Annotated in this window: 24 protein-coding genes and 2 pseudogenes; 19 read left to right on the forward strand and 7 right to left on the reverse strand. The window is 69.6% G+C overall.

Annotation, left to right across the window (positions count from 1 at the left end):
• The first annotated feature begins 59 nt into the window (after positions 1–59).
• The 6 genes from ACZ6S6_RS11890 (at position 60) to ACZ6S6_RS11915 (ending at position 4,111) form a co-directional block, all read left to right on the forward strand.
• Positions 60–392: a hypothetical protein gene (locus ACZ6S6_RS11890; protein ID WP_362957885.1), complete on the forward strand. Its 333-nt coding sequence runs from the start codon at positions 60–62 to the stop codon at positions 390–392.
• An 84-nt stretch (positions 393–476) separates the two neighbouring features.
• Positions 477–1,193, forward strand: a complete 717-nt coding sequence (locus ACZ6S6_RS11895) for an ABC transporter ATP-binding protein (RefSeq protein WP_362957882.1) — start codon at positions 477–479, stop codon at positions 1,191–1,193.
• A gap of 5 nt (positions 1,194–1,198) precedes the next feature.
• Positions 1,199–2,719 (forward strand): hypothetical protein, encoded by a 1,521-nt coding sequence (locus tag ACZ6S6_RS11900; RefSeq protein ID WP_362957879.1) that lies wholly within the window; start codon positions 1,199–1,201, stop codon positions 2,717–2,719.
• Positions 2,700–2,933: a hypothetical protein gene (locus ACZ6S6_RS11905; RefSeq protein ID WP_362957877.1), complete on the forward strand. Its 234-nt coding sequence runs from the start codon at positions 2,700–2,702 to the stop codon at positions 2,931–2,933. The genes ACZ6S6_RS11900 and ACZ6S6_RS11905 overlap by 20 nt, the downstream gene beginning before the upstream one ends.
• Positions 2,902–3,456 carry a hypothetical protein gene (locus ACZ6S6_RS11910; RefSeq protein ID WP_362957874.1) on the forward strand — a complete coding sequence of 185 codons (555 nt, stop codon included), beginning with the start codon at positions 2,902–2,904 and terminating at the stop codon, positions 3,454–3,456. The genes ACZ6S6_RS11905 and ACZ6S6_RS11910 overlap by 32 nt, the downstream gene beginning before the upstream one ends.
• Before the next feature lie 100 nt (positions 3,457–3,556).
• The gene (locus tag ACZ6S6_RS11915; RefSeq protein WP_469705201.1) at positions 3,557–4,111 is read left to right on the forward strand and encodes a hypothetical protein; all 555 of its coding nucleotides are present in this window, start codon (positions 3,557–3,559) and stop codon (positions 4,109–4,111) included.
• Between the two features lie 156 nt (positions 4,112–4,267).
• Here ACZ6S6_RS11915 and def read toward each other — a convergent pair whose 3' ends face one another.
• On the reverse strand, positions 4,268–4,882 hold the full coding sequence (def, locus tag ACZ6S6_RS11920) for a peptide deformylase (RefSeq protein ID WP_469705595.1): 615 nt from the start codon (positions 4,880–4,882) through the stop codon (positions 4,268–4,270).
• Positions 4,883–5,023: 141 nt separating this feature from the next.
• On the opposite strand from def, the gene ACZ6S6_RS11925 reads away from it, so the two are divergent.
• Positions 5,024–5,611 carry an ArsR/SmtB family transcription factor gene (locus tag ACZ6S6_RS11925; RefSeq protein ID WP_469705204.1) on the forward strand — a complete coding sequence of 196 codons (588 nt, stop codon included), beginning with the start codon at positions 5,024–5,026 and terminating at the stop codon, positions 5,609–5,611.
• A 33-nt stretch (positions 5,612–5,644) separates the two neighbouring features.
• On the opposite strand, the gene ACZ6S6_RS11930 is transcribed toward ACZ6S6_RS11925, so the two are convergent.
• Positions 5,645–5,992: a hypothetical protein gene (locus ACZ6S6_RS11930; RefSeq protein WP_362957864.1), complete on the reverse strand. Its 348-nt coding sequence runs from the start codon at positions 5,990–5,992 to the stop codon at positions 5,645–5,647.
• 371 nt (positions 5,993–6,363) lie between these two features.
• On the opposite strand from ACZ6S6_RS11930, the gene ACZ6S6_RS11935 reads away from it, so the two are divergent.
• The 4 genes from ACZ6S6_RS11935 to ACZ6S6_RS11950 all read left to right on the forward strand — a co-directional run bounded on the left by ACZ6S6_RS11935 (position 6,364) and on the right by ACZ6S6_RS11950 (position 10,009).
• Complete coding sequence (locus ACZ6S6_RS11935; protein WP_469705206.1) at positions 6,364–7,293, forward strand: acetamidase/formamidase family protein; 930 nt, start codon at positions 6,364–6,366, stop codon at positions 7,291–7,293.
• A 37-nt stretch (positions 7,294–7,330) separates the two neighbouring features.
• The gene (locus ACZ6S6_RS11940; RefSeq protein WP_469705209.1) at positions 7,331–7,933 is read left to right on the forward strand and encodes a GNAT family N-acetyltransferase; all 603 of its coding nucleotides are present in this window, start codon (positions 7,331–7,333) and stop codon (positions 7,931–7,933) included.
• A gap of 195 nt (positions 7,934–8,128) precedes the next feature.
• A complete protein-coding gene (locus tag ACZ6S6_RS11945; RefSeq protein WP_469705211.1) occupies positions 8,129–9,067 on the forward strand; it encodes a helix-turn-helix domain-containing protein in 939 nt (312 codons plus the stop codon).
• Positions 9,068–9,196: 129 nt separating this feature from the next.
• A complete protein-coding gene (locus ACZ6S6_RS11950; RefSeq protein ID WP_469705599.1) occupies positions 9,197–10,009 on the forward strand; it encodes an IS982 family transposase in 813 nt (270 codons plus the stop codon).
• Between the two features lie 101 nt (positions 10,010–10,110).
• Here ACZ6S6_RS11950 and ACZ6S6_RS11955 read toward each other — a convergent pair whose 3' ends face one another.
• Positions 10,111–10,857 (reverse strand): DUF1838 family protein, encoded by a 747-nt coding sequence (locus tag ACZ6S6_RS11955; protein WP_469705213.1) that lies wholly within the window; start codon positions 10,855–10,857, stop codon positions 10,111–10,113.
• Positions 10,858–11,056: 199 nt separating this feature from the next.
• Here ACZ6S6_RS11955 and ACZ6S6_RS11960 point away from each other — a divergent pair, with 199 nt between their 5' ends.
• The 4 genes from ACZ6S6_RS11960 to ACZ6S6_RS11975 all read left to right on the forward strand — a co-directional run bounded on the left by ACZ6S6_RS11960 (position 11,057) and on the right by ACZ6S6_RS11975 (position 15,158).
• Positions 11,057–11,683, forward strand: coding sequence for a hypothetical protein (locus ACZ6S6_RS11960; RefSeq protein ID WP_469705215.1), 627 nt, complete (start codon positions 11,057–11,059; stop codon positions 11,681–11,683).
• 167 nt (positions 11,684–11,850) lie between these two features.
• Complete coding sequence (locus ACZ6S6_RS11965; protein WP_469705217.1) at positions 11,851–12,234, forward strand: hypothetical protein; 384 nt, start codon at positions 11,851–11,853, stop codon at positions 12,232–12,234.
• Positions 12,235–12,431: 197 nt separating this feature from the next.
• On the forward strand, positions 12,432–13,052 hold the full coding sequence (locus ACZ6S6_RS11970; RefSeq protein ID WP_469705220.1) for a dihydrofolate reductase family protein: 621 nt from the start codon (positions 12,432–12,434) through the stop codon (positions 13,050–13,052).
• A 126-nt stretch (positions 13,053–13,178) separates the two neighbouring features.
• Positions 13,179–15,158, forward strand: coding sequence for a protein kinase domain-containing protein (locus ACZ6S6_RS11975; protein WP_469705222.1), 1,980 nt, complete (start codon positions 13,179–13,181; stop codon positions 15,156–15,158).
• Here ACZ6S6_RS11975 and ACZ6S6_RS11980 read toward each other — a convergent pair.
• A complete protein-coding gene (locus ACZ6S6_RS11980; RefSeq protein ID WP_469705224.1) occupies positions 15,152–15,964 on the reverse strand; it encodes an alpha/beta fold hydrolase in 813 nt (270 codons plus the stop codon). The genes ACZ6S6_RS11975 and ACZ6S6_RS11980 overlap by 7 nt on opposite strands.
• Before the next feature lie 201 nt (positions 15,965–16,165).
• On the reverse strand, positions 16,166–17,845 hold the full coding sequence (locus tag ACZ6S6_RS11985) for a cellulase family glycosylhydrolase (protein WP_469705226.1): 1,680 nt from the start codon (positions 17,843–17,845) through the stop codon (positions 16,166–16,168).
• Positions 17,846–18,127: 282 nt separating this feature from the next.
• Here ACZ6S6_RS11985 and ACZ6S6_RS11990 point away from each other — a divergent pair, with 282 nt between their 5' ends.
• From ACZ6S6_RS11990 to ACZ6S6_RS12005, 4 genes and pseudogenes are all read left to right on the forward strand, one after another.
• Entirely contained in the window at positions 18,128–18,667 is a 540-nt protein-coding gene (locus ACZ6S6_RS11990; protein WP_362957833.1) for a TetR/AcrR family transcriptional regulator, read from the forward strand.
• A 167-nt stretch (positions 18,668–18,834) separates the two neighbouring features.
• Positions 18,835–19,473 (forward strand): zinc ribbon domain-containing protein, encoded by a 639-nt coding sequence (locus tag ACZ6S6_RS11995; RefSeq protein WP_362957831.1) that lies wholly within the window; start codon positions 18,835–18,837, stop codon positions 19,471–19,473.
• Between the two features lie 236 nt (positions 19,474–19,709).
• A pseudogene (locus ACZ6S6_RS12000) lies at positions 19,710–20,369 on the forward strand (SPFH domain-containing protein); the annotation flags it as partial.
• A gap of 147 nt (positions 20,370–20,516) precedes the next feature.
• A pseudogene (locus ACZ6S6_RS12005) lies at positions 20,517–21,260 on the forward strand (serine/threonine-protein kinase); the annotation flags it as partial.
• A 9-nt stretch (positions 21,261–21,269) separates the two neighbouring features.
• Here the strand turns inward: ACZ6S6_RS12005 and ACZ6S6_RS12010 are convergent.
• A complete protein-coding gene (locus tag ACZ6S6_RS12010) occupies positions 21,270–22,124 on the reverse strand; it encodes an NmrA family NAD(P)-binding protein (protein ID WP_469705229.1) in 855 nt (284 codons plus the stop codon).
• Entirely contained in the window at positions 22,121–22,546 is a 426-nt protein-coding gene (locus ACZ6S6_RS12015; RefSeq protein WP_469705231.1) for a nuclear transport factor 2 family protein, read from the reverse strand. Before ACZ6S6_RS12015 ends, ACZ6S6_RS12010 begins: the two co-directional genes overlap by 4 nt.
• Positions 22,547–22,585: the final 39 nt, after the last annotated feature.

Below are 22,585 nucleotides of genomic sequence, written 5' to 3' on the forward strand. Positions count from 1 at the left end.
CCCCGTTTTTCGCATGACACCTTTCGTCAGGTCGATATCAATCACAGGGGAGAACAACCGTGTCTGCATCAACTCTGGTCCGGGAATCCGCCACCTCCGTCGAACCCGTGGAGGCGAAGGCCGTCAGCGCGTACACGTCCGCGTCGATCGGCGCGTACGTGGCGGCGACCACGGCGCCCGAGCGCGCCCTCGCGTCCATCAGGTCGAAGGTGGACAAGGGTCTCGTCCGGTACGACGCCTGGTTCCTGATCTTCACCGCTGTCGTGCTCGGTCTGGGCGCCAGCATCTTCGCCGGACTGGTCGTCTGGTGTGTGGTGAAGCAGCACAAGAAGTTCAGCGGCTCCTGGTCCTTCAAGAACTTCGGCCTGAAGGTCAGCGCCGAGTGCAAGTAGTTGCCTGACGCAAGGTGCCCAGGAAGCTCCGGCTTCCTGGGCACCGCCCTGATTCGACGGACTCGGTAAAGGATCAACGCGATAGTGTCTCTCCTGAATGTCAACGACGTCAGCTATTCCTATGACGGCATTGTCAACGTCCTGTTGGATGTGTCCTTCACGGTCGAGGAAGGCACGATCGTCGGTCTCGTCGGGCCGAATGGCTCCGGCAAGTCCACGCTGATCAGAAACATCTTCGATCTGGTGCGCCTGCAGACCGGAACCATTCTTGTCGGCGGCCACGAACACGCCCGGCCCGCGGCGAAGCGGCTGGGCATGTATCTGTCCAGCAATGACTACCTTCCCGAGTTCCTCACCGCCCGCGAGTACGTCTCGATGATGGGCAAACTGTTCGATGTGAAGGTCGATCACGACGAAGCCGTCGCCCTGTTCCGCAAGTTCTCCATGGGGGGCCGCTACGACGACCTCATCGAGGATTACTCGCACGGCATGCGCAAGAAGACGCAGTTGGTCTCCTCGCTCGTCATCCGGCCGCCGCTGACCGTCATCGACGAGACCCTCAACGGCATCGACCTCGAAGCGCTGCACCTCGCGGAGGAGGCATTCAGGCGGGTCCGCGACGAGGGCCGCTCGATCCTGCTGTGCACGCACGACTTCGCCGTACTGGAGCGCCTGGCCGACCGGACGCTCTTCCTCGATCTGGGCTTCCTGGTCTGTGACGAGCCGACGAAGGACCTGGTGGAAGAACACGGGTCCGTGGCCGCCATGGTGTTCGACTACCTCGAGACGGCGGAGCGGTGACAGGGGTGAGGCTGCGGCATTCCGCCGTTCTGGCCCGGATGCTCCTGGTCTTCTTCAGCCGCCGGGTGCTGCGGGTCGGCGTCCTGAAGTCTGCCCCGGTCCGCGTGTTCGTCGCGGTGGCGGCCGTGGTGCTGCTCGGCGCGATGTGCACCGGCTCCTACTTCTTCCTGCGTCCCCTGGCCGGCGAAGCCGGCGTGTGGCGGCTGCTGTTCGACACCGCGACGGTGTCCCTCCTGCTGTGGGTGCAGATCGCCTTCCTGCTGGTGAAGGTGTTGTTCATCAACGCCGAAGGAATGCTCCGGCTCAGCTACCAGCTGCCGGTCACCAACAGGGAGCGTGCGACCGCGTTCCTCATGTACGAAGCGGCGATGACCGCCACGGTGGCCGCCGCCGGACTCGTCTCCCTCGCCGTGAGCGCGCTGATCCTCCTCGGCCCGTCCGCGGCCGGATACATCACCACCGCGATCGTCGTCCCCACCGCCCTGACCTACCTGACGCTGTCCGTCCTGTACCAGTCGCTGACCCGGCTGTGGATGCTGATCGGCCTCAGCCGGATGGCGGGCGTCCTCAACGCGCTCGCCCTGTTCGCCGTGCTGGCGTACTACTCGGCGCGGATGACCCCGATGATCCAGGACATCTCGGGTGCGTACCTGAACAAGCGCGCCGAGTACACCTGGGTCACGTCGGTGTCCTGGGCCTGGCACGAACACGGCCCCTTGCCGACGCTGGCCGCCGCCGTGGCCCTGTCGGCCGTGCTCGTGGCGCTGACCTTCGCGCTCGCCCCCAACCAGCACGTACGCCAGTCCCGTTACCTGAAGCTCCCCGGAAGCGTCCGGCTGCGAGGCGTCCTCGGGCCGTACGACTGGTGCCTGCTGCGCAGCGCGCAGACCGTGGCCGCCGCCGCGATGGCCCTGGCCGTGTTCGTCTACCTGGTGGTCAAGCCGTCTGTGCACCCCATGTGGGGGCTCGCGGCCCTGTCCTTCGGCGGGCTGTACCAGTTCACCGCCACCCAGCAGCTCCGGATGCTGCCCGGGGTGCGGGACTCGGCCTGGCGGGTCTACGCCCGGCTCATCAGGGCGCAGGTGGTCCTGCTCGCGGTGTTCGCCGTACCGGTCTTCGCGCTCACCGTCGCGATCTACCCGGAACGGGCCGCCGCCGGCGGTGCGGCTCTGGCGTCCTGCCTGGGCGGAGCGGCCATGACCACGTGCATCAGCATCGTGTTCCCGGCGGAGAAGGACAACCCGTTCTCCGTCTTCCTGGGGCTGTCCGTGGTCCTCGTCGTCCTGGGCCTGTCACTGATCGGACTGGGGCTGCTCAGTCTCCCGCCCTGGGCGGTGGTGGTCTGCCTGACCGGAGCGGCCGTCGCATTCGTCTGGTACGCGGTTCAAGGAATCCACGCAAGCGAGTCGAGGAGAAGGAATGTTCAAGGCACGGTCGGTAGTGACGTCCGCCGTAGGGGCCGCACTGCTGACGCTGGGCATCGTGGCGGCGACCCTGCTCACGCTCATGTTCTCAACAGGCACTGACGAGATCGTCGATCGGAGAGTGTTCTTCGGGTCGATGATGTTCCAGACCGTGAAGAAGCACGACGGGGCGCTGGGCATCACCACCGGCGTCGAGAACCCGGTCCCGCTCATCGTCCTGTTCCTCGTGATCACCGGCGTCCTGGTGATGATCCAGACCATCTACCGGGGGTTGAAGCAGCGCCGTGAGGAGCTCCTCAGCGGGTCGGGCAGCTGACCCGAAGGTCCGTGCCGTCGCCTGGGCGGTGGCCACCCAGGTGTGGCCACTGCCGGCGTTCGCCGGCGCCCTGCTGGCCATGGCACTTTTCTGGTGGGCGCGCTCCGGCGACGCGGTACCGGCCACGATGGCGTGGGTGCTGCTGGTCAAGCCGGCCGTCCTCGGGCTGGTGGTCCCGTTCGCCCTGCACGAGTCGGCCCACGTCGTCCTCCTGAGGCGTATTCCCACGGTCACGCGGATCGTGCTGGAGCGGACGGCGTGGCGCACATCGGTGATCCCGGAAGGGACCATGACGGGGCGTCAGGCCGTTGCGGTGGCTCTCGCGGGGCCGTTGTCCTGCGTCGCGGTGGGCGCCGTTCTGTGGCTTTCCGGGCTCGACCGGTCCCTGGCCTGGTGGTACCTCACGCACCTCGCGTTCCTCCTGCCCGTCTTCGGTGACGGCCGGGCGTTGTGGCGCGGCGTCCGTGATTCCCGTTCCAGCGGTGTTCACGATTCCCGCTGCGTGGACGAGGGGACTGTTTGATCACGGCTGCCGAGGACTGCCCGTCCCGCGGCGACCGAGGGCTGATCACGGGCTGACCGGCCAAGGTAGGGTCTGGGCCATCCGACGAGGGGGGCCTCCTGTGTCTGTCCGTATCCGCATCCGCGCCCGCAGAAACGCGGCGGCACTCGCCGCGGCGGCCGCTCTGGTGGCATCCCTGGCGGGCTGCTCCGAGGCGACCACGTCGCAGGGCCCCGGGAGCGATGTCCCGCAGGTGGTCCCGTCGGTGCTCGCGTCGGCCGAGCAGGCCGGGACGACCGAAGTCGCCGCGGAGACGGCGGGCGCGGGCGGGGACGGGGACGCGCAGGAGGCACCGTCCCCCGGACCCGAGAAGGTTCGGGACGCCTTCGCCGGCCTCCAGGTCACCCTCTATGACACCTGCACCCCCGGCGCCGGGGACTGCGCCTACTTCCTGGGCCGGGTGAACGAGGAACTGACCGGGCTGGACGCGGCGATGAAGGCCGACCAGCAGGGTCCCGGCCACTTCAAGGAGCCGCTGGCGTGGACGGCCGCGCTGCGCACCGAGCTGGCCGGTGACACGTCAACGGCCAACCTGGAGAAGCACTTCAAGGACCTGACCGGCACGCGCGACCGCGTCAACACCTGGATGCAGGGACACCCGGAGTACTACCGCTGATCCGGGGTCCTGTGATCCCGGGGTCCTGAACCGGTCCCGGCTCCGGCCCCGGTCCCGGCTCCGGCCCCGGTCCCGGCCCCGGCTCCGGCCCCGGTCCCGGCTCCGGCCCCGGCCCCGGCTCCGGCCCCTGCCGCGGTCCCGGCCCCGGCCCCGGAGTCACTTGCCCAGTTTCGCGGCCAGCGCGGCACGCCGGGCGAACATCTCGTCCTGGGAAGCGGCCATCTCGCGCAGGGCCGTCGTCCGCTCCCGCCGGCCGAGCCGGTCCAGATAGAGGTGGCCGCGCAGGTGGTCCGTCTCGTGCTGGAGGCAGCGGGCGAAGTAGCCACGGCCCTCGATCACCAGCGGACCGCCGTCCTTGTCGCGGCCGCGTACGACGGTACGGTCCAGGCGCGGCACCATGCGGTAGGGGCCCGGGACGGACAGGCACCCCTCGGACTCCTCGACCAGCCGGCGCTGCTCGGGCGCCACCTCGTCCAGGACGGGATTGGCGATGTGCCCGACATGGCGCACCCCCCACTCGTCCGTGATGTCCCACATGAACAGCCGCAGGTCCACGTCGACCTGGTTGGCGGCGAGTCCGGCGCCCTCCGCCACCTGGTTGGTGGCGAACATGTCGTCGACCAGCCGCGCGAGCTCAGGGGTGCCGAACTCGGTGACCTCCCGGCACGGCCGATGCAGAATCTCCTCCCCGACGACGGTGATGCGGCGCACCGCACCCCGTTCGGCCTCCGGCGCGAACCGGGGAAAGGAGTCGACGGGTACGCCCTGCATGCGTACCCGGAGGTCCTGCGAGCTGTCGTCGGACCGAGCGGCCATGGAGTACCAACGCCTTCCGCGCATACGGGAGTCGGCCGGGGCTGCCGACGGCGGCCGGCTTGACCGAACGCTTTGCAAAGTAGCACTCTTTGCAAAATGAGCGATGAGAAGCGTCAATCCGCATCCACGGGCCCCCTGCCCCACCGCGCCCGCAAACCGCTCCCGGACCACCCCGTGCGCGTGGCCCTGCTGGACCTGCTCGCCGAGGCCGGCACGGTGACGTCCACGGAGGCGGCCGCCCGCCTCGGACACAGCTCCGGCCTCTGCTCCTTCCATCTGCGCCAGCTCGCCGCGCACGGCCTCATCGAGGAGGCGCCGCACACGGGCGGCCGGGTGCGGCCGTGGCGGCTCCGCTGGGAGCCCTCCGGCGAGCCGGGCGGGGAGGCGCCGGAGGAGTTCGACGCGCTGGCACGCGGACTGGAGGACGAGAGCTATCAGCACTGGCTGAGCCACCGCGACCAGGCGCCGGCCGAGTGGCGGCAGGACGAGTCCTTCAGCGCCGTGGTCCACCTCACCCCGGCGGAGACGGCTGAACTCGCCGCCTCCGTACGCCGCTTGCTGGCCGGTTACCGCGACCGGGACCAGCACCCCGGGGCGCGCCCCGCGGACGCCGTGGCCGTGGCCGCGGTCACCAGGCTCTTCCCCCTGCTGCCCGACAGCCCCGGCCGGCCGGCGAGGGCCTGACGGAACGGTGAAGGGCCGCGCCCCGGAGCCGTATCAGCTGAAGACGACCGACCGGAGCTTCAGCCGGCTGGAGGCGTGGCCGCCGTTGGGCCGCAGGGTGTAGTGGTCGCCGTCGCAGTCCGGGCCGGTGAAGACCGTCGCGGTGGAACCGGTGTTGTTCCAGGGCGTGTCGGCCGGGTCCGAGGCCTCCGGGTCGGCCAGTCCGGGCAGGGTGACGCACTCCCGGCTCGGCGGGTCGAGTAGGGCGACCTCCTGACGGTGTCCGAGCGCGGTGGTGTACGTGTAGAGGAAGTCGCCGTCGGCCGCGCTGGCCGAGCCGGGCAGGCTCACGATGAGCGCGAGCGCGCCGAGGGCGGCAGCGGCAGCGGTACGAAGTCGCATGGTGGGGGCACTCCTTGTGGGGTTCGTCGCGCGGATCACGGGGTTCGTCGCGCGGTTCATTCGAGGTCGGGCCGGAACGAGACAAGATCGTTCCGGCCCGAGTCTGTCCCGGCACCGACCGCGCAGAGCCACGGATTCACTCGCACGCTGTACGCGCTCACCCGTACGGGAACCGCCGAATCGGTTCGCCGTCGGCCATGTGGGTCACGCCCCGGGGCGGGCCGCGCCGAACCCGGTGTGTTGTGCAACCCGGCCGGCCGCGCCAGGATCGGCACCGCGCCGCACGGCACCGCCGCACATCGCACCGCCGCACCGCCGCACACCGCACCGCACCGCACCGCGCTGAACTCGACCTGGAGGCCCCACGTTTCATGAGTGACTTCAGCATCCACCGCGGACAGGTGCACCACGCCTGGGACCGGACGTTCAAGCCCGTCGCCACGCTCGCCCCCGGTGACGAAGCGGTCCTGGAGTTCCAGGACGCGAGCGGCGGCCAGCTGGTCGCCGGGTCGACCTCCGCAGACCTCGAAGAGCTCGACTTCGCCACCCTCGACCCGGTCACCGGCCCCCTGTACGTGACCGGGGCCGAGCCCGGTGACGCGCTGGTCGTCGACATCCTCGACGTACAGGTCGGGGAGTGGGGCTGGACGGCCTGCCTGCCCGGTTTCGGACTGCTCGCCGACGACTTCCCCGACCCGTATCTGCGCGTCTCGACGATCGCCGGCGGATACGCCAAACTGCTGCCCGGCCTGCGGATCCCGGTGGTGCCGATGATCGGGACGATCGGCGTCGCCCCGCCCGAGCCCGGACCGCACTCGGTCATCCCGCCCCGCCGCTGGGGCGGCAACATGGACATCCGCCACATCGGCCCCGGCGCCCGGCTCATCCTGCCCGTCGGGGTCGCGGGCGCCCTGCTCTCGGCGGGCGACGCACACGCGGCGATGGGCGACGGCGAGGTGTGCGGTACGGGTATCGAGACGCGGGCGACGGCCCGGCTGCGGGTGGACGTCCGCAAGGGCGCGGCGCCCCGCACCCCGGTCATCGAGACGGACCCGGTCAGCGCCCGTACCGGCGCAGCCCTGGCCACGACGGGCATCGGACCGGATCTGATGGAGGCGGCGAAGGACGCCGTCCGTGCGCTTATCGACGAGATCTCGGCCCGTACGGGGCTCGTTCCGCAGGACGCGTACCTGCTGGCGAGCGTGGCGGCGGACCTGCGGATCTCCGAGATCGTGGACGCGCCGAACTGGGTGGTCACGGCCCATGTGGAGCGGGCGCTGCTGAACGGGGCGCAGGCGTAGACCCGCACCCACGGATCCGTCTGTGACAATTCCGGTCATGCCGTACTTGGTTGCTCCCGCGATACCTGCCGGCGCCCTGGCCGCGACGGGCCAGCCCACCCTGCCCGTGGCCGGCGAGGCGCTGCTGCGCCCCTGGCTGCTGACCGACGCCGCAGCGGTGCGGGAGGCGTTCCGGGACCCGGCGATCCAGCACTGGCACCTGCGGAGGGCCGATTCGGTGGCCGAGGCCGAGGGCTGGATCGAGGCGTGGCAGGGCGAATGGCGGTCGGAGACGGGCGCGCACTGGGCGCTCGTCGACGCGGAGAGCGACCAGTTGTTGGGCAGGGTCGCCCTCAAGTCCTTCGCGCTGCGGGACGGTACGGCTGAGATCGCCTACTGGACCGTCCCGTCGGCACGCGGCCGGGGCCTGTGCCCCCGGGCGGCCGAGGTGCTCACCCGGTGGGCGCTGTACGAGCGCGGGTTCCACCGCATCGAGCTGGAACACTCGACCGCCAACCACGCGTCCTGCCGGGTGGCGGTCAAGGCCGGATTCGAGGCGGAGGGCATCCGGCGCGGGGCGTGGCTGCACGCGGACGGCCGGCACGACGTACACCTCCACGCCCGGGTCAGGCCCTGGATGATTGAGTCCAAGGGCTCGTAGCCGTAGGCCGCCGGTGAGTGGTGTCGCATGTCGCTGCCATCGCCCGCCCAGCACGTGCAAGGCGTGCCCGTTTCATTCGGAGGTCGGCGGAGAGTACGCGACGCATGCTTCAGCGACTCGGTGGACGTCTGGGACGCGGCCCGGCTGGGGAACGGCCTTGAGTCTCCAGTGACTGGAGACAGCAGAGTGGGGGACATGGACGCTACGACCCTCTACTCGATCGGGGAGCTTTCCCGGCGGACCGGCTTGTCTGTGAGGACCATCCGGTTCTACTCCGATTCGGGGGTGGTAGCGCCGACCACCCGTAGTCCCGCCGGTTATCGGCTCTACGACCTCGACGCACTGCTTCGTCTGGAACTCCTTCGCACACTACGTGAGTTGGGAATGGACCTGGCCACGATTCAACGGGTGCTGGACCGCGAGCTCTCGGTGGCGGAAGTCGCCGCGGCGCACGCCGACGCCATGGACGTCCAGATCCGGATGCTGCAACTGCGTCGGAGCGTTCTGCGAGTCGTGGCCAGACGCGGGTCCAGTCCCGAGGAGACCAGGCTCATGCACAGGCTCACGCAGTTGTCCGGCGAGGAACGCCGACGTTTGATCGACGATTTCGTGGATGGCACCTTCGGCACAGTGGATGCCGACCCGATCGCGGTGGCCATGGTTCGCGTTGCCACTCCCGACCTCCCCGATGATCCGACCAGCGAGCAGGTCGCCGCGTGGGTGGAGCTCGCCGAGCTGGTCGGCGACGAGGATTTCCGTGCCCGGATGTGCCGGGCGGCCGTACGTCAGGCCGCCGGGCGCCCGTTCGGCATCGAACGCGACGCCGGCGAGGAACTGATGGAATTCACCCGTCAGAGGGTGGCCGAGGCCACGGAGTCGGGCATCGACCCGCGCAGCGACAGGGTCGCACCCGTCATCGACGACCTCGTGCACCGCTTTGCCGAGGTGTTCGCGCGCACCCCTGACACGGAATTCCGGGACTGGATGGCCCAGCAGTTCGAAGAGGTGCACGATCCCCGGGTGGACCGGTACTGGCGGCTGGTGTGGATCATCAACGGCTGGCAGGTAGTACCGAACCTGATCCCGGTGCACCCCTGGCTCATCCAGGCCCTGCGAAATGACCGTGACGCGTAGTCACGCAGTGGGCACCGCCCCGGATCCCTGAATGAGTCCGAGAAATCGCCTGCGGACATGAGACGAGGGCGTCCAACGTCGATGTGTGACTAACGACCTGGACACCTCGCAACGGCACTCCATGCCCGGATTGACGACGAGTTGAAGGCTTCGCCGTGGCTCGCGCCGTGGCGGCCTGCCGTCGGAATCACGCCCAAGCTCACCGACGCCGAGCTGATCACGCTCGCGGTCACGTCAGCGCTGCTCGGATACACCTCTGAGCGGCGCTGGCTTCGCCGCGTCGGGCGGGACTTCGGCCACCTGTTTCCCTACGTGCCCCAGCCGTCCGGCTACAACAAGCGGCTGCGCGCCGCGTTCTCAGTGCTCACCAGCGTGATCCGGATCGTGGCCCGCGATACCTCGCTGTGGAGCGACGATGTGTGGCCGGTCGACTCCACGCCGGTCGGTTCCGGTTGCACCCGCGAGACGGCCAAACGCTCGGACCTGGCAGGCTGGGCCCAGTACGGCTACTGCGCGTCACACTCGCGATACTTCTGGGGGCTGCGTCTGCACCTGGTGTGCACACCCGGCGGACTGCCGGTCCTGTTCGCGCTCACCGGGGCCAAGGCGGACGAGCGCGAAACGCTGCGCGACATGCTTGATACCGCTCCAGACGTCCTCGCCGTTCACCCTGGGCAGACGATCATCGGGGACAGGAACTACTTCGGCCGAGAGTTCGAGCACGGCCTTGCCGAGCGTCACCTGAAGTTGCTGCGGCCAGCCCGCAAGGGGGAAACCGAGCCAGCCGGGTCATACCTGTTCAAACCGCTGCGGCAGGTCATCGAGTCGATCAATCAGACCTTCAAGGGGCAGCTCAACCTGGAACGACACGGTGGCAAGAGCCCTGCAAGGGTGTCAGCCCGGGTCTTGTGCCGGATCCTCGCACTCACAGCGGCGATCTGACACAACGACCAAACTGGACAGCCCGTCAAGCGATCACTCACGGCCTACGATCACTGACCGTAACGACACCTCTTGGTCTCATTCATCCAGGAGCCCGGGTGCTACGCGGGCGGGTTGAGCTTGCGGAAGTACGTCCAGCTGGTTTCGTTCGGCTCGCTCCACTTCTCCGGGGCCTGGGCGAACTCCGGGTGGTGGTCGCGGATGTAGGCACGGGTCCGCTCGGGGACCTCGCCGTACGAGCCGAGCTTGCGGCCCCGGCAGTGGAAGGTGAGGCCGCCGGGCCGCTGGCCGCGGGCCATCCACGGGAGCCACGGGGACATCCGGGTCCACGACATGGTGGCCGGGACGCTGGGCGCCGGGCCGGCCAGGTCGGCGCGGTCGGCGAAGAACTGGAAGAGCTCCAGGGCCTTGTACGTGTCACCGGCCGAGTGGACGGGGTACTGGGCCACCGGCAGCGGCGAGGGGTAGGCGAGCGGGATCTCCAGGCTGAAGCAGACCTGGCCGCCGAGCTCGGTCGTCGGGATCGGGAAGGGGCGCCACTTCTGGTTCGCCGGGTCGTTCCAGACGTGCACCACCGGCAGGTCCTGCCAGGTCTCCAGGATCTCGCGGCTCGTGGGGTCCAGGTAGAAGGCGGCCTCGCGGGTGAGCAGTTGGTAGGCGTCCGGTCCGGCCTCGGCATCCTGGACCAGGCGGGCGACGTTGAGTCCTTCGAAGCCGAAGACGCGCTGGTAGGGCTCGTCGGGGGACCAGGCGTACACGTCTCCGGACCACCAGTACGTGACCTCCTCGCCGTCGAGCGAGGCGCGGGTGCGGGCGAAGGAGCGGAGCAGCTCTGCGGGTGTCGTCATACGCGCTACTCTGCGCGGCCGTTGCCCCGGCCGGGCGGGAAACACCCCGGTTCCCGTCGAGATTCGCAAGAGACGGCGGCGCCGCTCTGGCACCGATCCGCTCTCCCCGCCATCTGTATCAGGGACGGGAGAGGGACGGGAGAGGGACGGTAGAAGACCGGTAGAAGACCGGAAGAAGCCTGGGAGAGGACTGGGAACTGTGCGTTCATCGCATCGCCTGTGGTGTCTCGCCCTGTCCTGCTGCGTGCTCGCGGCCGCGACCGTGTCGTCGTGCACGGAGCCGGCCCCGGTCAGGAACGAGAAGCAGACGGCACGGGACGCCTACGAGGCCGGGTACGAGAAGGGCCGGGCCGTGCGGGAGTCGAGCGGCAAGGGGGCGTCGATCGCCGAAGTCGTATGGGGCGGCTGTACGCGACGGGCCCTCGACGCGGGGCAGTTGGCAGAGGCGGACCGAGGGGCCTGGGTCGGGGGATGCCTGGACGGGGTGAGCGAGCTCGCCGAGGACCCGCCTGACGGCCGGGTGACCGTGAGGACGCAGGAGAAGGGCCTCCTTCCCGAATTCCTGGAATGGCTCGGGGACGAGGACGATCGCGCGCTCTCGACACACGTCAGCGCGATCACCGTCGTGGAACTGGGGACGCCCGGCCTCGACTTCGACGTCGAGCTGACGACGGACTACCGGCCCCGCGCTGCCGACAGGTTCGACGCCGAGGAGATGTCGGCCGAGTTCGCCGAGTGGTGGGACGGCGACGACGGGGACGGGAAGGCCCAGAACCTCGTCGTCCGTGGATCCCACGGGGAGAAGATCGCAGCGCGCAGACTGTAGGGCTCGGCTCGGCTCGGCTCGGTTGGGCTGGGCATGGCTGGGGGCGGTCTGCCGTCGCCCGGAAGTCGTCTCTCTTATTGCGGGCTCGTCGAAATACGGACCGGGGGCGCGGCCACGGCTTCAGGGTTGACGCAATCACTGACCGACCCGAGTAAACGGGGGACACCATGCCCACGCTCAAGAACCTCAGCCGACTCGCCGCAGGCTCCGCACTGATCGCCGGCACACTCGTCCTCGGAGCCCCGGCGGCCCATGCCGACAGCTGCTCCGGGGGCAGTTCGGGCATGAACTGCGGCAACTACGCCCCGACCGCACTGCTGAACCACTCCTGTTACGAGCCGTCACCCAGCTGTGGGACCCGCGTCTTCCAGGTCGACACCCTGCGCACCACGTACAGCTGGTTCAAGTGCTACGTGCACGGCGAGAAGCACAGCGGCGGCAACGACCTCTGGTACTACACCAACGGCGACGACAGCGGGAACTACGGCTACATCCCCGCGTCCCGCGTCTTCACCAACGTGGACCCGGCGCCCGGTCTCCCGCACTGCTGACGGCGTTCCGTGCCGTACCCGCCCTCCGGACCGCAGGAGGGCGGGTACGCCGGCCGTGACGGGTCGGCGGGCCGCAGGGGGAGGGGAGGAGGGCGCGTGGAAGCCGGGATTCCCGTTGCGCGCCGGCCGCGTCTGTTTGATCCTGGCGGCCGAGCACCGCCCGCCCCGTGGCGGCCGCCGTGGACGAAAGGCCCTCCGTGCGCAAGCTCGTGTACTTCATCGCCTCCACCCTGGACGGCTTCATAGCCGGTCCGGACGGCGCCGACCCCAGCGGACCGGACGGATTCTGGCCGGTCCCGGAGGACTACATCGGGCACCTGATAGCCGAGTACCCGGAGACCCTGCCCGGCCCCGCCCGTACCGCGCTGTCCGTCTCGGCGCGGGGCACGCACTTCGACACCGTCCTCGAAGGGCGCAGGTCCTACGAGATCGGCCTCAGGGTCGGCGTGGCGGACGCCTACCCGCATCTGCGGCACATCGTGTTCTCCCGGACGCTGGGCGAGAGCCCGGACACCGGGGTGGAGATCGTGTCCGGCGACCCGGTGGCGCGGGTCAGGGAGCTGAAGCAGGAGGAGGGCAAGGACATCTGGCTGGTTGGCGGCGGGGAGCTGGCGGGCGCGCTGTACTCCGAGATCGACACGCTGATCGTCAAGCTGAGCCCGGTGACCCTCGGCGCGGGCATCCCGCTCTTCTCCGACAAGGCCACGTTCAACCCGTTGAGCTGGACGCTCACGGATCACAAGGTCCTGGACAGCGGGGCGCTGTTCCTGACGTACGAGTGCGCCACCACGACCATCACCCTCTCCGTCACCGACTGACAGAACCGTCCGGCCGCCTTCCCACGTCCTCGACTTCGCCGGAACCTCAATGCCCCTATTCTCGACGGCATTGAACTGGCGGCCAACTGGCAGTCAGCTGATATGAGTTCGGGGAGGCTTATCAGCATGAGCGGTGCGAACGGGGACGGGGACGGGGACGGCCGCAGCGGGCCGGAAGACTACGTCGACGGGGGCCTCAAACCGCTCACCGCCTTCGACCCGGCGCGCATCGGGCCGTACCTGCTGCTCGGCCGGCTCGGCGCCGGGGGCATGGGGCGGGTGTTCCTCGCGCGGTCGGACAGCGGGCGCACCGTCGCCATGAAGGTGGTCCACGAGGAGCATGTGTCCGACGAGCGGTTCAGGGCACGGTTCCGGCGGGAGATCGAGGCGGCGGGGCGGGTTTCCGAGCGGTACACCGCGCCGGTGCTGGACTCCGGGCCCGACGAGGACCCGCCGTGGGTGGCGACCGGGTACGTGCCGGGCCTCTCGCTGGAGCAAGTCGTACGTCGGCACGGGCCGCTCCCCGCTTCGTCGCTGCACACCCTCGCGGACGGGCTGCTGCGCGCCCTGAAGGACATCCATGACGCGGGGATCGTGCACCGCGACCTGAAGCCCTCGAACGTCATGCTGACCGTGGACGGGACCAAGGTCATCGACTTCGGGATCGCGCGGGCCATGGAGACCTCCGTCGAGGCGCTGCTGACCAGTACGGGAATGATCATCGGGTCGCCCGGTTTCATGGCGCCGGAGCAGTTGCGCGGGGACGGCGCCGTGCCCAAGAGCGATGTGTTCACCGTCGGGTGCGTACTCACGTACGCGGCGACGGGGAGGCTGCCGTTCGGGCAGGGGGCCACCAACCAGCACGCCGTCATGTACCGGATCGTGCAGGAGGAACCGGATCTGGAGGCGGTCGGGAATCCCGCCCTCCGGTCGCTCATCGCGCGGTGTCTGACCAAGGATGTCGAGCAACGACCCAGTGTGGACGAACTGTTGGCGGACCCCGGCCGGGTCGGACCGATGGCGGCCGGACGGGCATGGTTGCCGCCGGACGTACTCACGCACATCGCCCGGCAGACCGCCAGGCTGCTCGACGCCGAGGTGCAGCCCCTGCGTGAGGAGCCTGCGGACCGGGCGACCGTAGGCCTGCGCCCGCAGGCCGAGCCGAGCGCCGTGGTCCGGGCGGCCGAGCCGAGCGCCGTGGTCCAGGCGGCCGAGCCGGGCGCTGTCGTCCCGACGGCCGACGCGGGCCCCGAGACGAAGGCGCGACCCGGCAAACGCCCCCGCCGGCGCCGGACCATCGTCGCGGTGCCCGTCTTCGTCTTTCTCGCCGCCGGGGGAGGCACGGTGGCCGTCCTCCAGCCCTGGACCGACAGCAGCGACGGGGTGCACGTCCAGACGCCCGGCAGCAGCGTGAGCCCCACCTCCGGCGGCAGCAGCTCGCCCGGCAGGCCGGGCGGTTCACCATCCGGGGAAGGGAAGGGCAAGGACGGTAAGGGTGGCGGGGGCGGCAAGAGCGGAGCCACGGAGCAGGGTGGCGAGAAGCAGGAGAAGTCCGGCGGGGCTACAGCCGGTTCCGGCGACGCGGCGTCCGATTCCGTGGACGCCCCGGGCTCCAAAGCAGGTGGCTCATCCGGCTCCGGCAGCTCGTCCTCGGGCTCGTCCGGCTCGTCGGGCTCCTCGGGTTCGTCGGGCTCTTCGGGCTCGAAGACAGGTGGCTCATCCGGCTCCAGCGGCTCGTCCACGGGCTCCTCGGGCAGCGGCGGTGGAGGCTCGTCCGACTCGGGCGGCTCGTCCACCGGCTCCCCGCCGCCGGCCATGAAGGGCTACAAGCTCCTCTACACCAACTCCTGTGTCGGGGCGTGCGACATGCCGCTCAACGTGAGCTGGACACCGGTCTCCCGAGCGACTCGCTACGACGTCCACTACACCAACAAGGGCAGCATCTTCACAAAGAAGAACGTTGACACCATCTACTCCACGAGCGGCACCAACTACACGATCAAGGGCCCGTACTCCGACGACGAGATCTGCGTCTCGGTGCGCGCGGCCAATAAGTACGGTGCCTCCGCCTGGGCGGAGACCTGGTGCGGCACGGTTCCTCAGTGAGCGCGGTCGATCACCGGGTCCAGGAACCCGGAGATCACGGCGCACAGCGCGTCGGGCCGTTCCAGGTGCAGATCGTGGCCGGTCCCGGGGAAGCTGACGGCCGCGGTGGCGGGGCGCCGGCGCAACATCTCGTCGAACTCCTGCGGCGGGACGAAGCCGGACTGGCCCAGGGCGAGCAGGGTCGGGCAGGTGACGGCGCCCCACTCGTCCCAGAAGGGACGGCGTGCGTTCTCCGCCAGTGAGCCGACCATGACGTCCCGGTCGAACCGCGGCCACCAGCCGTCGTCGCGTTCCTCCAGTCCGCTCGCCCATCCCTCGCCGAGCGGCCCTCCGCCGAAGAAGCGGACGGCGGCTTCGCGCGAGGCGAACGGCGTCGGCCAGGTGTCGAGCCAACTGCCGATCTTGGCCGGGGTGTTCGGGTCGGCGATGCCCGGCCCCGCCTCGACGAGGACGAGTGCGCGTACGTACTCGGGGTGGGCGGCGGCGGTGAGCATGGCGGTGTGGGCGCCCAGGGACTGTCCGATGAGGACGGGCCGCCGCAGTTCGAGCTGGTCGGCCACGGCGACGACGTCGCAGACGTAGGCAGCGCGGGAGACGTCCTGCGGTTGACGCTCGGCGGCGCCGTGGCCGCGCTGATCGACCGCGACGATCCGGAGTCCGGGGCTCAAGGTCCGGGCCACCGTGTCCCATTCACCGGCGTGGCCTGCCAGGCCGTGCAGCAGGATGACGGGCTGCCCCGGCCCGCCCCAGTCCCGGCAGACGAGCCGGACACCGTCCCGCGTCACCGTGCGCTCGGACCAGGACATACGGGCCTCCGGGACGTAAAGGGCCAGTAGATCAGGAGTGCCAAGGGAGGGCCAGCAGGTTTCGCACGCCGACCGGCACGGGACGGTGGCCCGGCCGGTCGGCGCGGTGCTGCGGTGCTGCGGTGCTGCTGTGACGCTGTGACGCGGCGTGAGGCGGCCACGTCAGGCGACGGCGTCGGGCGACGGCGTCGGGCGACGGCGTCAGGCAGCGGTGCAGGTGGCGCCGCTGAGGGTGAACGCGGTCGGTGCGGTGTTCGTACCGTTCTGGCTGCCGGTGAATCCGACCGTGACCGATCCGTCGGCGGCGATCGTGGAGGTGTACGAGGCGGGGGTGACGCTCACCGAACCGCCGGTCTGGCTGGGGGTTCCGCCCCACATGTTGGTGATGGTCTGGCCGTTGGCGAAGGAGAACCCGAGCGTCCAGCCGTCGATGGCGGTGGTGCCGGTGTTGCGGATGGTGATCTCGCCCTGGAAGCCGTCGGGCCACTCACCGACGACGTGGTATCCGACGGAGCAGCCGGCACCGGGCGTTGTGCCGCCCGCCTCCGTGGTGACGCCGACCGTGGCCGAGCGCACCGAACGGTTCCCGGCCGCGTCGCGGGCGTAGACGGCGAAGGTGTACGTGGTGTCGGCGCTGAGCCCGGTCACGGCGACGTAGTTGGTGGTGGTGGAGGCGACGTTGCTCTCCGCGCCACCGCTGACGCGGACGACGTCGTAGCCGGTGACGGCGACATTGTCGGTGGCGGCGGCCCAGCTGAGGGTCGCGGAGGTGGCCGTCACGGCGGAGGCGGTCGGAGCGCCGGGGGCGGTCGGGGCCTCGGTGTCGCCCTCCGGGGCACCGCCGTAGACGGTGGCCTCGCGGGAGGTCTGGGCGATGCCGTCGGCGCCGTGGAAGATGCGCTCACCCCAGGGGCTGAGCCGCGTGGGGTCGAAGCCGATCGTCAGGTCGAGGACGGGGTCGGTGTTGCCGCTCCACGACCAGGCGATGTAGCCGAGCTCGAGCTGCTCGGCGGTGGCCATCATGGTGTCCTCGTCCGGATCGCCGTACTGATCGGCGGGACCGCCGAACTCACCGATAACCAGGGGCAGTCCGGCGTCCACGAAGGCGTGCAGATAGTCGGTGACCTTCGCGGCGGTGTCGTAGACGCTGTACATGTGGACCGAGAAGATCAGGTTGCCGGTGGAGTCGGCGTCGTAGATCGCCTGTGCGTTGTCACGCATGACGTTTTCCCAGTCCTGCCCCCAGTTGGGCGCGTCCACCATGATCGTGTGCGCGAACCCGGCCGCGCGCAGCTTCTGGATCGCGGCGGTGGTGGGAGCGGTCCAGCCGGCCGGATCGGTGTTACCCCAGGGCTCGTTGCCGATGTTGATGACGACGTAGTCCTCCTGGCCGGCGAGGACGTCCTTCAGGCTGATCCAGTAGTCGGCGGCGTGATCGAGCGTGCCGGCGGCGGAGTCCTCTCCGTAACCGGTGGTGTCGTGCACCTCCAGCACGCAGATGAGCCGGTTGGCCTTGCACTGGGCGATGACGGCGGCGACGTCCTCCGGGCTGTTCTCGCTCCAGCGGTATCCGTCGGAGAGGACGACGCGCGCGGTGTTGGCGCCGGTCGCCTTGATGTCGGCGAGCGACTGGGTCTCGCTCGGGTACCAGGCGTGGGCGTGGTTGACCCCGCGCATGACGAAGTCGTTCCCGTTGCCTTCGAGCAGCCGGCCGTCGCTGATGTGGAGACCGATGGCGGCGGCGGGCGTGGGGGCGGTGGCGGCCTGCGCCGGGGCGAGACCGCCGAGGGCGATCAGCCCGAGGAGGGTGGCCAGGACGGTCAGAAGGGTGGTGACGGGAGTCCTGCGCGCTGGGTTCTCAGCCGTGCTTCTTGTTCTCACTGCGGCTCCAGAGGGTGGACGGATCAAGAGCTGAGCATCGACAGACGTTCCATGGCTTCATGGGAGCGCTCCCATATTTGCGCGCTCCCATGAAGCCATCCAGTCAGGGGCACGTCAAGAGAGCGGGCAGGGTTGGGCAGGGTTGGCGGTGGCCGCCGGGGCGACGGTGGTCGGTGCGGGGGAGGGGTTCACGGAGTCTCATCCGGTGGCTCGCGAGCCATGCCCCCGCACTTATCGCCTGATAATATTTCAGCCAATGTAAGAGGCAGGGTGGGTGACGGCGTGAGCGACGCGGCGCGGTTGCCGGCACGCTCGGACGAGCTCCTCGCGGCAGCGGAGCGCGCGTTCGCGAGGCGTGGTTACTTCGGGACCTCGACGGCCGAAGTGGCTGCTGAGATGGGGGTGTCGCAGCCTTACGTGATGCAGGCGTTCCGTTCGAAACGGAACCTCTTCGTACTGACCCACCGGTTCTCGGGCGAGAAGGTCCTGCGCGCCTTCCGTACCGGTCTCGCGGACGGGGGTTTCGACCCGTCCCGCATCGGATCGGCCTACCGGGAACTCGTCCTGCGACAGGGGCCCGCCGTGCTCGTCTTCGCGCACGCGTTCTCCGCGGCCGCCGGCGAGCCGGTGATCGGGGAGGAGTCGCGACGCCTGTTCGGCGAGATCCACCAGCTCCTGGCTTCCTCGGGCGCGACGGAACCGGAGATCGCCGGATTCATGGGCCGCGGGATGCTGATCAACACGCTGCTGCTCATGGAAGGTCCCCGCTACGCCGCCCGGCACGGCTTCGAACCGCTCACGGGACTGGTTCTCGGCTCCTGACCAGCGGCCCGTTACGACGTCAACGCCGGGGGCGACGCCGGGGCACGACGCCGGGGTCGTCGCCGAGGCGGACGCAGGGCCGATGCCGGGCTGACGCAGGGCCGACGCCGGGTCGACCCGTTGATCGAGATCGAGACAGAGAGTAGAAGTAGAAATGGGAACAAGACGTGTCTGAAGCCGTTCCGTTCACCGACAACATCCGCGACCTCTCCAACACGCAGGGCTACCAGTTCGAGTTCCACTGCGAGCGCTGCGGCAACGGCTACCGCTCCGCCTTCGAGCGTGACCTCCGCGAAACCGGCCAGAACCTCGTGCGCGGGGTGAGCAATCTCTTCGGCGGGTCGTTCAACAACATCAGCAACGCCGCTGACCGGTTGCTGGACCGCGGTACGAACTCCGCCGCCAAGGACAAGGCGATGCGCACCGCCGTCAACGAGATAGCCAGCCGCTTCAACCAGTGCCGAGGGTGCGGCGACTGGGTCTGCGGAGAGATCTGCTGGAACGGCCAGGTCGGCCAGTGCGCCCGCTGCTCCCCCATCGCCACGGAGGAGATCGCCCAGCTCCAGGCCGAGGCCCGGCGACGCCAGATCGCGGACCAACTCCAGACCACGAACCTCACGCAGGGCCTCAACGTCGGCCAGCAGGCGCAGCCCCGATGCCCGTCCTGCGGGGCACAGGCGCTCGGCGGGAGCTTCTGCGGCGAGTGCGGTACCTCGCTGCGGCAGGAGAAGACGTGCGCCTCCTGCTCCACCGTCAACCCGGCCGCGTCCAGGTTCTGTTGCGGCTGCGGAAACGGCCTGAGCTGAGGGTTTCCGGCTTCGTTGTCCACCGGGCGGCGGGGGCCTGCTCGCTTGCTGGCCGGCCGCCCGGTGGAGCCGTCACCGGCCTGTATGAGGGGCCGCACCGGCTCCTTCCGCTCAACAAGCCAGCAGTCGTGGGCCACTTACCCCACTTACTGACCCTCGTGGAGCGGATTCTGGGAGACTCCGACCGGGAGAGCGCCCGGCAGGGCGCAGGGGATACACGAGGGCAGGAGCCAACCGTGGTAGCGGTCATTATCAGTGCGATCGTGCTGGGGCTGCTCGTGGTCGCAGCCCTGTTCAAAGCCGTTCAGCTCATTCCGGGGTCCAGCAGCGCCGTCCTGGAGCGTTTCGGCCGGTACCACCGCACCCTCGACCCGGGCCTGCACATCGTCGTTCCGTTCGTCGACTCCATCCGAAACCGGATCGACCGTCGTGAACAGGTCGTGCCCTTCCCGCCGCAGCCGGTGACGACGCAGGACAGTCTGGTCGTCACCATCGACACAGTCATCTATTACAGCGTCATTGACGTTCGGGCGGCGACGTATGAGGTCGCGAGCTACATCCAGGCCATAGAGCAGCTGCTCGTCGTGACTCTCCGCATCGTCATCAGCGGCATGAGCCTGGTGAAGGCGGTCGCCTCCCGCGAGGAGATCTCCGCCTCTCTGCGCAGAGTCCTCGGCGAGGCCACAGGCAAGTGGGGCATCCAGGTCCACCGCCTCGAACTCAAGGCGATCGAGCTGCCCAAACCCGTCCAGGATTCGATGGAGAGGCAGATGCGCGCGGACTTCGACAAGAAGGCAGCCATCCTGCGCGCCGAGGCGACCCGAGCGGAGGCGGTGATGAAGGCGGAGACGGAACGGGACGTGGCGGCGATCCTCGCAGGCAAGGCGGAGGCGGCTCGTACGGCACAACCGTTGCCCGACCCGTTGGCTCCGCCTCCCGGCCACCAGCCGTTACGGGAAAAGGACCCCCGCCGAATCGGCCGCTACCACCTCATGGCGAGGCTGGGCCAGGGAGGAATGGGAACGGTCTTTCTCGGCCGGTCCCCGGGCGAGCGCATGGTCGCCGTCAAAGTCATCCACGCCGAGTTCGCCTCCGATCCGACATTCCGGAAGCGATTCACCCGCGAGATCGAAGCCGCACGTCGTGTGGGCGGCTTCCACACCGCCGCCGTGGTCGACGCGGACGCGGAAGGCGAGCACCCCTGGCTGGTCACCGAGTACATTCCCGGCCCGTCGCTGCACGATGTTCTCAAGCAGCACGGCGCGATGCCGCCGAGAACGCTGAACTCTCTCGCTCTCGGCATCGCCGAGGCCCTTGAGGGAATCCACTCCTGCGGCATCATCCACCGGGACCTCAAGCCGAGCAACATCATCGTCTCCACCGCGGGTCCCCGCGTCATCGACTTCGGTATCGCGCGAGCCCTGGACAGCACCTCGCTCACCCGGACCAACTTCGTCGTCGGCACGCAGGGTTTCCTCGCCCCGGAGCAACTCGCGGGGCAGGCACCCACACCTGCCAGCGACCTCTACGCCTACGGCATGGTGCTGTGCCACGCCGCCGGCGCCGTTCCCTTCCCGGACGGCGAGACGCTTGAATCGGCCCTGGAACTGCTGCCATCGACCCTCGTCGATGTCATCACCCGCTGCCTCAAGCACGATCCCGCCCAGCGCCCGAACTGCACGCAGGTCCTGGAACGGCTCACGCGAATCCGCCAGAAGTCCGACGACTGGCTGCCTCCCCCCGTCCGGACCATGGTCGACTTCCACAACGCTCCGACTGCCCGCTGAGCCAGGCTGTCAGCTGGGCGGCCCGCCCATCTCCCGTTCCGCGAAGGCCCGGAAACCGCGCGCCGGGCGGCCGGTGAGGCGCAGGACCGTGTCGGTGGTGCGGTCCTCGGCACCGTCTGCGATGGTGCGGTCCATCCCCGCGAGCATCGCGGCGAACTCGGCGGGGATGTCGGCGGCCAGGCGGTCGCGCATCTGCTCGTACGTCAGTTGGTGGTGGGTGATGGTCCTCCCGGTGACCCGGGAGGCGATGGCGGCGATGTCGCCGTAGCTCAGCGCTTCGGGACCGGTGATGATCAGGTCGGTGTTCGGGGCGGGTGTCCCGGTCAGCGCGTGTACGGCGACGGCGGCGATGTCGTCGGCGTCGACGAACCCGACACGGCCCTCACCGGTTGCGGTGCGGATGGTGCCGTCCGCTTCGATGGTGCGGGCGTGGGCGTGGTCGCCGGTGAAGTTCTGCATGAACCACGAGGGCCGCAGGACCGCCCACTCGGGGAACAGGCCGGGCAGCGCCCGGTGCACCTGCCCCACGGCGGGACCGCCGGCGGGAATCGCCGACGAGCTGAGCAGCACCGCGCGCCGGACTCCCGCGGTCCGGGCCTGCCGGAGGAAGGGCAGCATGACGGCTGCCGGGTCCGACGATCCCAGCGGCGGAATGAGGTAGACCCGGTCCGTTCCGTCGAGGGCGCCTACGTAGGACGAGGGGTCGTCCCAGTCGAACCGCACGGGGCGGGCCCCGTCCACAGGAGTGGCACGCCGCCCGGCGGCTTTCACCCGCACGCCGGCGGAGACCAGCCGGGCGGCGACGCGGCTGCCGGTGGTGCCGGTGGCCCCGACGACCAGGGTGAACTTCTCGGAATCCGTCATCGGTTGCTCCCGGCGAAGTGGGTGGCGGGGTCCTGGAGGGCGAGAGGGTTCCAGTAGTCGCGGTATTGGGTGATGAGGCCGTCCTCGACGGTGACGACGGCGATGTACGACATGTCGAAGGGGCTGTCGCTGTCCACGAGGCGGCCCACCCCTCGTATCTCGACCACGATGGTCTCCGGGGCGAGGGTCTGGTGGATCTCGACGTGGGGGAAGTCGTGGAGGTCGATGTGGTCGGGGTAGTCGCGCATGTAATCGGCGACGGCCGCCTTGCCCTCCAACCGCTTCGGCCAGCCCTCCGGTGCGAAGGGGAGTTCGAGGGTCCCGCGCTCGGCCCACAGGCCGATCCAGCCGGGGATGTCCTTGTCCAGCAGCAGCCGCAGGCCGCGGCGGTACAGGTCCGCAGGTGTGGGATTCGCGCTCATGGGTGACTCCGTCCCGTACGATACGGACCGACGGTCCGT

It is taken from the genome of Streptomyces sp. NPDC048671, assembly GCF_055587045.1.